At 61.0% G+C, this 10,598-nt stretch carries 10 protein-coding genes; 7 read left to right on the forward strand and 3 right to left on the reverse strand.

Annotated features, from left to right (window positions below; all coding sequences use genetic code 11):
- The 4 genes from VGG64_10150 to VGG64_10165 form a co-directional block, all read left to right on the forward strand.
- A partial coding sequence (locus VGG64_10150) for a DUF1501 domain-containing protein (protein ID HEY1599954.1) occupies nt 1–803 on the forward strand: 803 nt, incomplete at its 5' end.
- Entirely contained in the window at nt 790–1,674 is an 885-nt protein-coding gene (locus tag VGG64_10155) for a hypothetical protein (GenBank protein HEY1599955.1), read from the forward strand. The genes VGG64_10150 and VGG64_10155, both read left to right, overlap by 14 nt.
- A gap of 116 nt (nt 1,675–1,790) precedes the next feature.
- Nucleotides 1,791–2,696, forward strand: coding sequence for a PIG-L family deacetylase (locus VGG64_10160; GenBank protein HEY1599956.1), 906 nt, complete (start codon nt 1,791–1,793; stop codon nt 2,694–2,696).
- 505 nt (nt 2,697–3,201) lie between these two features.
- Nucleotides 3,202–4,824, forward strand: coding sequence for a BBP7 family outer membrane beta-barrel protein (locus tag VGG64_10165; GenBank protein ID HEY1599957.1), 1,623 nt, complete (start codon nt 3,202–3,204; stop codon nt 4,822–4,824).
- Nucleotides 4,825–4,971: 147 nt separating this feature from the next.
- Here VGG64_10165 and VGG64_10170 read toward each other — a convergent pair whose 3' ends face one another.
- The 3 genes from VGG64_10170 to VGG64_10180 form a co-directional block, all read right to left on the reverse strand.
- Nucleotides 4,972–5,187, reverse strand: coding sequence for a hypothetical protein (locus tag VGG64_10170; GenBank protein HEY1599958.1), 216 nt, complete (start codon nt 5,185–5,187; stop codon nt 4,972–4,974).
- Nucleotides 5,188–5,321: 134 nt separating this feature from the next.
- Entirely contained in the window at nt 5,322–5,924 is a 603-nt protein-coding gene (locus VGG64_10175) for a DUF6677 family protein (GenBank protein HEY1599959.1), read from the reverse strand.
- 207 nt (nt 5,925–6,131) lie between these two features.
- Nucleotides 6,132–7,070, reverse strand: coding sequence for an aminotransferase class IV (locus VGG64_10180; protein HEY1599960.1), 939 nt, complete (start codon nt 7,068–7,070; stop codon nt 6,132–6,134).
- Between the two features lie 233 nt (nt 7,071–7,303).
- On the opposite strand from VGG64_10180, the gene lpxD reads away from it, so the two are divergent.
- The 3 genes from lpxD (at nt 7,304) to VGG64_10195 (ending at nt 10,438) form a co-directional block, all read left to right on the forward strand.
- A complete protein-coding gene (gene lpxD, locus VGG64_10185) occupies nt 7,304–8,353 on the forward strand; it encodes a UDP-3-O-(3-hydroxymyristoyl)glucosamine N-acyltransferase (protein HEY1599961.1) in 1,050 nt (349 codons plus the stop codon).
- Between the two features lie 20 nt (nt 8,354–8,373).
- Complete coding sequence (gene lpxI, locus VGG64_10190; protein HEY1599962.1) at nt 8,374–9,366, forward strand: UDP-2,3-diacylglucosamine diphosphatase LpxI; 993 nt, start codon at nt 8,374–8,376, stop codon at nt 9,364–9,366.
- Nucleotides 9,367–9,952: 586 nt separating this feature from the next.
- A complete protein-coding gene (locus VGG64_10195; GenBank protein ID HEY1599963.1) occupies nt 9,953–10,438 on the forward strand; it encodes a hypothetical protein in 486 nt (161 codons plus the stop codon).
- Nucleotides 10,439–10,598: the final 160 nt, after the last annotated feature.

Consider the following 10,598-nt stretch of genomic DNA (forward strand, 5'->3'; position numbering starts at 1 on the left):
GCACGCTCTCGGGAGCGTACGACCCGTTCATGGTGGGTTGCACGGAGGCGAGTGAGGTCGAGTTGCCGGCACTCAAATTGCTCGATGGGCTAAACCCGCTACGCATCCAAGACCGCCGTCAGTTGCTAGTCGAGCTTGATACGGCGGCACGGCAAGCCGCGCACGAAGGGCCGCGTGATTGGGCGCGGAACATGAATTCGGCCTACGACCTGCTGTTGGATCCGGCCGCACGGCGAGCCTTCGACCTGACGCGGGAAAGCGATGAGACGCGGGCCCGCTACGGGTACACCACATTTGGGCAGAGCAGCTTGCTGGCGCGGCGCCTGGTGGAAGCCGGCGCGCCCTATGTGCAGTTGAATTACAGTCGCCACGTCGAGGCGCTGAATCCTGGCTTTGAATTTGGCTGGGATACGCACATCTACAATTTCGAGTTGTTGCAGGACCAACTTTGTCCGATCCTCGATCGAGCCTTCTCCGCCTTGTTGGACGATCTTTACGAGCGCGGTCTGATCGACGACACGCTCGTCGTGATGATGGGGGAATTCGGACGTACTCCGAAGATCAATGGTCGCGCGGCACGCGACCATTGGCCGGCTTGCTACTATTCGATCTGGGCTGGCGGAGGCGTCCAGCCTGGCCGCGTGATTGGCGCGAGCGACGCGCGGGGTGAGCAGCCCACGAGCGAACCGATCTCGCCCCTAATGGTCGGCACGACCATTTCCCACCTGGCAGGCATCGATATCCAGGCGCGCGAGGAAATGAGCGTCCTTGCCGGCGGAAGGATCATTGATGGCCTCTTGTAATCGCCTGGCGGTTTTCCTTTTATGCACCGTTGCATCCGCACTTATCGCAGAGGCCGAGGCGGGCGACACGGTGCGGGTCACGCGCGACGGGCGACTGAAGTTCAGCCCGGTTTTTCGCGACGGTGGCGCTGAGCTTGTCTTCGCTGAATTGGTGACGCCGTCCCTCTACCAACTCCGCCGATTGGTAGTGGCCGATGGCAGCAATAGTCCGCTGAACACCACGGCCTCGACATCGGAATTTGAGCCGGCCTGCTCCCTCGACAGCGAGTGTTACGCCTATCTCAAAACGCGCAGCGCCCTAAGCGTAAGCGTCGTCGTCTGCAATCGACGGGGAACGAAGCTGGGCGAGATACTGCCGGCAGACGGTTTTTGCGGCTATCGCAGCCCGGCGCTGGCACCGGATCATTCGCGCGTAGCGTTCTCATACGCCGAAACGGGCAGGCAGCAGATTTTTTCGGCACGGCCCGACAATACCGACCGGAGGGCACTTACCGATTCACGCGGTATCAATAATTGGCCATCCTACGCGCCAGACGGCAAGTCGATCGTGTTCGGTTCCAGTCGTGACGGCAATTTCGAGATCTATCGAATGAGTTCCGATGGATCGGACGTGCGCCGTCTCACCGACAGCCCATTTCAGGACATACGACCGCGTTTTTCACCCGACGGACGGCGCATCGCCTTTACCAGCCATCGCGACGGCAACGCTGAGGTGTACGTTATGCAGGCCGACGGTTCCGTACCACAGCGCATCACGGAAAACTCCGAACGAGACGACTACCCCGATTGGCATCCTGATGGTAGGCAGCTAATCCTTGTGAGCGAACGTGCAGGCAAACACGATTTGTATCTGACGAGCGTGCCGCCCTAGAAACTCTGCCGCTACCTTATGTGGTGCCGCACAGTTGGTGGAATGGCGAACCTATCTCCGTTCGCCCTGTGCTGAATGAATTGCGAAGGTCCAAACCGGACACCTGAGGAGTCTCCATGAGAACCGTGATTCGTGGCGTACTGCCAACAATTTTTGGGCTCGCGTTGTGGCTGTCGCACAATGCCGCGATTGCCGATGACGCGCCGCTGAACATCATTTGCTTTGGGGCGCACCCGGACGATTGCGAGTTACAGGTGGGGGGTGTGGCCGCGATGTGGGCCGCAAAGGGACATCGCGTCAAGTTCGTCTCGGTCACCAACGGCGACATCGGACATTGGCGTGAAGCTGGCGGTCCATTGGCGCAGCGTCGCAAGGCCGAAGTCGGCGCCGTCGCGAAGGCGCTTGGCATCACGAGCGAGGTGCTCGACATCCACGATGGCGAACTGTTGCCCACGCTCGACAATCGCCGCACCATCGCCCGGCTGATTCGCGAGTGGAATGCCGACATCGTCATGAGTCATCGTCCGAACGATTATCATCCCGACCATCGCTATACCGGCGTGCTGGTGCAGGACGTGGCCTACATGGTTGCGGTGCCTTTTTTTGCGCCGGATACGCCCCCCTTGAAGAAGAATCCTGTGTTTCTGTTCTACCCAGACAATTTTCAGAAGCCGACGCCTTTTCAGCCCGACGTTGCCGTGGCGATCGACAGCGTGATGGATAAAAAGCTCGACGCGTTGATGCTCATCGAATCGCAATTCTACGAAGGGGGCGCTTTGGGCTCGGTCGATTTAATTCCCAGCGACCCCGCCAAGGTCGACGAGCGTCGCAAGCTGGTGCGGGCCGGCCTCGGCGGACGCAACCGCGGGAACTCGCAGAAGTTTCGCACGCTGCTGGCGGATTGGTATGGCAAAGAGCAGGCCGACAAGGTGCAGTACACCGAGGCATTCGAGATCTGCGAGTACGGCCGCAAGCCGAGCAAGGATGAGTTGAAGCGGCTGTTTCCCTTCTTCGGCGAATAGCCTGGCGAAGCGCGTTTGCCGCCTCGCATTTCTGTTATGCCAGCAGACGCCGGCGGCCCGTCACGGACCGCCCGGCGTGAAGGGCAGGACGGATTCCGGTATCTCCTCCGGTTGCGAATCGCCTGACGGGCTCTGGCACTCTCGGCGAGAGCCGGTAGTGCGTAGGCAGATTTAGCCAGCCCTATGCGGTTTTCCCAGTTTCTTGCCGCCATGCCGAAGGGCTGCGCAAGACGGGAACTTTATGCCGCGATTTCTGGCAAACGAACGTGCCGGTCGCAAAATATGCTCAGACTTTGCCGGTTGTAACGCCGAGAATGTATTCGTCAAAGTTTACACGTTGCCAAGTGCCAGCGGCTGTCAACTGCCACGCCTCGGGCGAAGCCTGTCTTCGCCAGCGGCATTCGGGGGTGGGGCGGCGTTCGCGGCAGATGCGAACTGTCGGGTCGTTCGTGGTGAACGGCACCGTCAAGGCCTTGGAGAGTTGAAACGCTTGAGGGGGTCTCTCATGACCGCGAGGCTGTACAAGACTCTGCTACCGCTTGCGGCACTCGTGATGCTGCCAGCAACTTTTGGTCTCGCGCAGTCGTCAGAGGAGCAACCTCCCTGGCAGCAGACGCGCGCTCCGAACGAACAGAACGGCAGCGCCTATCGCCGACCTAAACCGCAGCGGCAGTACATGAAGAGCGCCGCGGCGTCAAAGGCCACCACGCAATCGGTTGGTCGTGTGACCTACGACAATTGGAAGCAACAACCGCTTCAAAAGACCAATAGCCAGAGCTCTGTGCAACGCACGAATTGGCAACAGCCCTCAGGCGGAAACGCGGGCCCTCCGCCGATGTACAACTCAGGCCCCGGCGATGGATACTCAGCGGGCGAGAGCTATGTCTCGGAAGAAGGCGGGTCGGGCGACGCCTACACGCCTTACGACAATTACGGACCCGGTGACGGATCGGGCTACGATTTTGGTCCGAACTCTGTCGGCGGGCCGGAATATGGCGGTGACTGCGACTCGTGCGGGACGTGCGGTCCCTGCGGCGGCTGCGGACCCGGTCGGGGCGCCGTCTACGCCCGCGCCGAGTACCTGGCCTGGTGGATGACCGGCGAGTCGTTGCCTCCCTTGGTTACGACGAGCCCCTCAGGCACCGCGCCGGCACAGGCCGGCGTGCTGAATCAATCCGGCACCTCGATTCTCTATGGCAACGATGCGGTAAATACCAACGCCCGTTCGGGCGGACGCGTGGCCATCGGTTGGTGGATCAGCCCGACCACGCGGGTTGAAGGTGAATGGTTCGGTCTAGGAACGATCAACAGCAACTTCAGCCAATCGTCGGATGGCAGCACCATCCTGGCGCGACCGTTCTACAATCTCAACACCAGCGCGCAGGACTCGTTGTTGGTGGCTGCCCCCGGATTGCGGACGGGCACGATCAACGTCAGCAACACCAGCAACTTTCTGGGAGCTGGCGTGCATCTGACGAAGAACATTCTCTACAACAGCAATTACTGCGACCGCAGCCACCGACTCGACTTCCTGTACGGATTCCGCTACCTCGGTCTGTACGAGAATATGGGAGTCAACTCCACGTCGAACATTATCCAGTCAGGCGGCTTGATTCCCCAAGGCTCGGTCATCGGCGTCAGCGATTCCTTCAAGACGTCGAATAGTTTTTATGGGGCGACGCTGGGTATGTCGTCCGAGGCCCGGGCTAACCGCTGGACATTCTCGGGTGTTGGCCGGTTGGGTTTCGGCGGAACGAACGAACGCGTGACGATTAATGGCCAAACCAGCGATACCGCCCCTGGTGGATTGTCGAAAAACGTTACCAGCGGCGGGTTGTTGGCGATGCCGACTAACATTGGCACGTACAGCCACAGCGTGTTCTCTCTGGTGCCTCAGATGGAATTGAAAATCGGCTACAACCTCTCGCCGGCCTGGCGGGTAACCATCGGTTACGACGTTATATACTGGAGCCGCGTAGTCCGTCCGGCGCAACAGGCCGACTTGTATGTGAACCCCACGCAGGGCAACAACGGTACGTTGAAAGGCACGCCCGGCCCCTTGTTCAAATTCCAAGAGACCGACCTATGGGTACAAGGTATCAGCACGGGTCTGGAATGCCGCTTCTAGTCCGCGCCAGAGCAACGGTTGGCATCACGCCCTAGAAGTGCCGCCCCAAGAGCTGGTTTGGCTGCCGTCCCGAGACGGTGCCCCTAGGGCCGAGCTCTCGAACGGTGAACGAGTTCTGAGACTTTCGAAGTGCCGCGCGACGCCTAGCTACAGTTGCCAGGACATCAGCGCCAACACGACGAAGATGGCGAACATGAAGCCACAGATCCAGGTGCCGATACGGGCGGCGGCGACCAGAATGTGATCGTTCTGCTCGTGGCGCGTGGCGGCATAGACCAGGCTGATCACGATCACGAGCGGCGCGGCAAACCATAGATCGTTGCCGGCGATAGCAAACAGCGCGAGTGGCGGAAAGTTCAGCATGAAGAGCTTAGTAACCTGGATTCAGTAGTCGGTAATCAACGGTTCGGGCGTTGCCCTGCACCAGCTTATTTCTCTCGGTCAGGAGCAGCAGTCCGGCGTACCTGGCGGTTGCTAGCGCCATGGACAACCGGCAATTACTGTTCGGGCGGCCCGGTGGCAGCCGGTGGCCGTTCGTCGTCATCCTCTTTTTTCGCCGGCATGTCGGGCTCGGCTGGTCCGCCCCAAGCGTCGTAGATAGCCAGCACGTTGAGCAACCCGGCCACCATCGTGTAGACGGTGCCAAGCTCGAAATAGCGGTTCAACCGCTTCTGCAAATCGTCCAATTCGTTGGGGCCGTCAAGCCCGCGCTTGGTGATGCCCGGTGGCACCATGAACTTGTCGCCAAAGCCAAAATTGATTGGCTCTTTGCCGTGGTTCACGCGGTACGCCTGGACCAGCGCCGGCAAGGCTGGAATGCCAACCGCAACCTGGCAAAAATAGGGGAACCGCCGGTCCTCGGGCCGCATCGAAGCGTACACGACGCGCCCTTCGCCCAGGTACAAGCCGTAGAAGAACGTCCCCAGGATGCAGACAAAGAACAACACCGCCTTCGAGCGCCGTCCCTGATACCAGTGCCCGGCGCCGGGAATCAACCAGGCGAGCACGGCGGCAAGCAGCGGATCTCTGAGCGGAATACCTTCGGGAGTGTAAGTCCCTGGGCCTCGGCCGGTGTCTTTGACCGGTGATGTCTTGGGCACGAAATTCTTTGCTCCTCATTACTCCTGGGCGGCTCCGCACTCCTAGGCGGCCCCGCTTGGCTTGCCGGAGAACGTTGCCTCCGTGTCAGAATGGGATCATTCTAGTCTTCGGGCGACACGACGCCAGATCAACGCCACCGCGGGAGTATTCGACGGCCGACGTTTAATCTTGGCCTCCAAGGGAGGTTGCGCGATTGCCGCAGGCATTCAGGCTCGCGAGGCCGCGGCCGCATAGCGCGCCGCCTGGGCGGCAAAGTCGATCCCAACCGCCTCGCACAGCCCAGCGCGCAATCGGGCCGTAACCGGGCCAATACCTCCGCCACCGATCGAGCGGCCCTGGAAGCTGCGTACGTGCAGGATGCCGATGCTCGTCGAGGTCATGAACATCTCGTCGCCCGCGGCCGCCTGTTCGGGCGTTAAGTCGGTCTCGCGGCAGGGAATGCCCAATTGGGCGGCCAGATCGATCACCATTTGCCGCGTCAGCCCGGGCAATAGATTCTCGGCCCGCGGGGTGACAAGCGCTCCGTGATGTACCACAAACACGTTGCCACTGGTGCCTTCGGTTAGGTGGCCGGCCGGGTCGACCAAGACGGCCCACGAGCCGGGCCGGATCTCGGCCGCCTGCAAGTTCGCCAACTGGTAGTGCAAACGGCTGCGCGTTTTGAGCGCATCGTCGAGCAGATCGCCGGGCAAAGATCGCTGGGCCGGCACCACCAAATCGATGCCTGAGTCATAGGAACTGGCGAGCGCGGCGAGCTTTTCGAGCAGAGGGAAACAGCTGACGATAACCGTCGGTCGCAATTCCTCGGACGTGAACGCATCGCGACAGGCCGGCACCGGACCTCGCGATATATTGTGGATGATGTTCCAGTCGACGTCGGCCGTTTCGGTCGGCAAGTTACGGGCCAACGATTCTTCGCTGATCGTGCGTAGTTCGCTCTGGGTCAGGCCTGGATCAATCCGCAAGGCATCCAGCGTATGAAACAGCCTCGCCAAATGATCGTCGAGCCGAAAGGGACGCCCGAGTACTGTGCGAGTCACTTCGAAGGCCATGTCCCCCATGACCAGTGCCGAGTCGTAGATCGAAAGGCGAGCCTCCCTCTCGGGAACGTATCGACCATTGAAATAGACGATGCGCTGGCTCATGGAATTCTCGCAGGCGACCGCCGGTAAACGCGTCATTTATTAGGAACGTCGAGCCATTCTAGCGGCATGCGTTGAGCCGCAAAGGCCGGCTCGATCAGGCCATCTCAGCGATCTTGCCCGGTTTTGGCGAAAGGGGTAGCATTCCTCGCCGCGCTCGAAGCCCCATGCCCGAGCGGCGTGCTAGCTGACCGCGTTCCGGCGCGGGCCGACCGCTACGGAAAGGATTCCGATATATGGCATACACTCTGACTGACATCGCGCAGTTGGTCGACGGCACACCCGTCGGAGATCCCACGACGTCGATACGCGGCGTGGCCGTGCTCTACGACGCGGGCTCTGGCGACGTGACGCTGATTGACAACGCCGAAAAAGCGGCGCGACTCGGCGAGTCGCGCGCGGCAGCGGCAATCGTCCCGCGAGGTGTCACCTGCGGACTGCTGCCGACAGTCGAGGTGGACGATGTACACGCGGCGTTTGCCCGCGTGGTGGCACTCTTCCGCCCGCAGCGCAAAGCGAAGCGCATCGGCATCAGTTCCAAAGCCACGATCAGCGCCACAGCCCAGTTGGGTCACGACGTCGATGTTTACGCCGGCGTCACGATCGCCGACGACGTCGAGATCGGCAATGGCTGCACGATACACGCCGGAGTCCAGATACTGGCGGGGTGCAAGATCGGAGCCGGTGTCACGATCTACCCTAACGCGGTGCTGTACGAAGATACGATCGTCGGTCCGCGTTCCACAATTCATGCCGGAGTCGTGCTCGGGGCGCATGGCTTCGGCTACAAGTTTGTCGACGGGCGGCATGTGTTGGCCAGCCAGTTTGGCTGGGTCGAACTGGGAGCCGACGTCGATGTCGGCGCCGGATCGACCATCGACCGCGGTACCTACGGCCCGACCGTGATTGGCGAGGGGACGAAGATCGACAACCTCGTCATGGTGGCGCACAACTGCCGCATCGGTCGCCACAACATGCTTTGCTCTCAAGTCGGCATCGCCGGCAGCACCACGACGGGCGACTACGTAGTGATGGCGGGCCAGGTTGGCGTGCGCGACCACGTGCACATCGGCCGCGGCGCCGTACTTGGCGCGATGGCAGGAATCACGGCCGACGTGCCCGAAGGGGCGCACATGCTAGGAGCCCCGGCCACGCCCGAGCGCGATCAGAAGCTAATCCAGGGCACGATCGCCAAGCTGCCCGAGCTACGCCGCCAAATCAAAACCATCCAGGCCGCAGTCGACAAATTGCTCGCTGCCCACGGCACGGGCAAACAGGCCGCGTGAACGGACGCACAGAACGAGCCATGCAGAACACCGAGACGCAACCCGTCAGCGGGACCTTTGCGAGCGCGTCGGCGATTGCCGTGAGTCCGCAGCGCCCCACGCAGCACGTGCTTCCTCGCACAAGTTCGTCCTTACCAGCCGGCACGCGCAAAGTGGGCATCCTGGCTGGCTGGGGTCGATACCCAGTCGTCATTGCCGAAGCTCTGCGTGAACAAGGGTACGAAGTATTCGTGTTGGGTGTGAAAGGGCACGCCGATCCCGCACTTGCCGACATAAGCCATCACTTCGGCTGGGTCGGCCTGGCCAAGATCGGCGGCGCGGTCCGTTTCTTTCGTCAGCACGGCGTCAACCATGTGACTATGGCGGGCAAGATCCACAAGTTTCTACTGTTCCAATCGTGGGCCTGGATCAAGCACCTGCCCGACTGGCGCGCCATCCGCACTTTCTATCCCCATTTTGCCACCACGAAAAAAGATCGCCGCGACGACACGCTGCTGAACGCTGTAGTCGATACCTTTGCCGAAGACGGAATCACGTTCGCGCCGGCAACCGATTTTCTACCGGAGTTACTCGTGAAGCTCGGGAAATTGACCAAACGCGGCCCCACCAAGCAGGAAGCCACGGACATCGAATTCGGCTGGACGATGGCCAAAGAATTGGGGCGACTCGATATCGGTCAGAGCGTGACCATCAAGGGGCGTGCCGCCCTGGCAGTCGAGGCGATCGAAGGAACCGATGCGTGCATTCGCCGCGCGGGCCAACTTTGTGCGCCGGGCTTCACCGTGGTCAAGGTTGCCAAGCCCAAGCAAGATATGCGCTTCGACGTGCCCACGATTGGACTCGGAACGCTCGAGTCGATGGTCGAAGCCGGTGCTTCCTGCCTGGCTGTGGAAGCAGGGCGCACGATCATTATCGATCAGCCGGAAGTCATCCGCTATGCCGATCGTCACCGCGTGGCCATCGTGGCGGTAAACGATGGGCAGGTGCCCGAGACGGCCGAGGGCCAAAAATGAAACAGCGGTCAGGAGCCATCTCGCGAAGCTCGCGATGCCGGACCCGGCAGGTTGGATCGGCGTCGCGCCGCCGACGGAAGCGGCTCCTCTCGGCGGCGGGAAGTACGAGCAAACGATTTTTCGTGGTGCGGCGAGATCGCCCTCCCGCACCCGGCAGCAGATTCGATGGTGACACGGCGGCAACCCAGCGACCACGGTCGTGGTATCGCACGGGGACCCGCGCCCTGGAACAACCCCGGAGACGACGTGCGGCGCAAGGGAAAGGTAGAAGGTAGAAGAACTGCGATCGATCGTGGGCGGCTCCCGCAGCCGTGATCGATTGCCCCGCTCATTTCACATCACCTTTTCTTGTCAACACTCCCGCCATGTAGCTCTTGGTCGGCGTCGTCTTCGGGTTGTATTTCTCTCAGCGGGCCGGAATTTCTTTCGTTTCTCGCCTCGCGACTCTACACTACCAGGACGGTGAGCACCGTCACTTTCTGGTTCCGATGACAGGCCTGCGAGGGTAGGGGGCTCTGACATGCGATCGTGGATCGTATTCCCGTTGTGCTTCACTGTTGCACTTGTTGCAACCAACAAACGCCTTATGGCGGATGTTGGCGACGCTTGGGTCGTACATGGCCGGGTCGTCGATGCCGATGGCCGTGCGGCACAGGACATCGACGTGGCCTGGTATTGGTCGGCCAACGGCACGCCCCACGACGCCGATGGTCGGCCCTGGCCGAAACCTCAAGATAACGATGTGTTTCGGCAAAAAGTTGCCGGCGACGGTTGGAAAGCGATGTGGCGCGATGTCGGAACGATGACGCCCAAATGGTATCACGAGTCCACTCTCACGCAGCCTGATGGCGGTTTTACGCTTAGGGTGGGCCGCAAGGAGTGGGCCATCATTGCCATGGACCGCGCCCGACGACGTGGCGCAATGGCTTTTGTCGACAGGGACAACGGGGATATCGACGAGCCGCTGGTGCTTCGCGACCTTGTCGAGGTTAAAAGGCGCTTTGCACACACACAACTCGTGCACAAGCCTAAGTGGACGAACCTGGCGGTCGAATTAGAGCCGGATCTGTGATGCGACCGCTCGATAATTTCGGTAGACAGAATGGTTGGGACCAGTCGCTCACGTTTGACGTGGGTTACGCTGGAGTTGCGTTTACAATGCGCAGAGCCACCACGGAGGACTGGTCCCATGAAAAAGCTAGTATACGTCGGTTTGGATGTCCATCGGGATA

It is taken from the genome of Pirellulales bacterium (assembly GCA_036490175.1).
Lineage (GTDB): Bacteria > Planctomycetota > Planctomycetia > Pirellulales > JACPPG01 > JACPPG01.

Coding starts and splice junctions, on each gene's coding strand:
- VGG64_10180 (HEY1599960.1), bottom strand. CDS start 7,070: ATGAGCCAGCGCATCGTCTATTTCAATGGTCGATACGTTCCCGAGAGG.
- VGG64_10160 (HEY1599956.1), top strand. CDS start 1,791: ATGAGAACCGTGATTCGTGGCGTACTGCCAACAATTTTTGGGCTCGCG.
- VGG64_10195 (HEY1599963.1), top strand. CDS start 9,953: ATGGCGGATGTTGGCGACGCTTGGGTCGTACATGGCCGGGTCGTCGAT.
- VGG64_10155 (HEY1599955.1), top strand. CDS start 790: ATGGCCTCTTGTAATCGCCTGGCGGTTTTCCTTTTATGCACCGTTGCA.
- lpxI (HEY1599962.1), top strand. CDS start 8,374: ATGCAGAACACCGAGACGCAACCCGTCAGCGGGACCTTTGCGAGCGCG.
- lpxD (HEY1599961.1), top strand. CDS start 7,304: ATGGCATACACTCTGACTGACATCGCGCAGTTGGTCGACGGCACACCC.
- VGG64_10170 (HEY1599958.1), bottom strand. CDS start 5,187: ATGCTGAACTTTCCGCCACTCGCGCTGTTTGCTATCGCCGGCAACGAT.
- VGG64_10165 (HEY1599957.1), top strand. CDS start 3,202: ATGACCGCGAGGCTGTACAAGACTCTGCTACCGCTTGCGGCACTCGTG.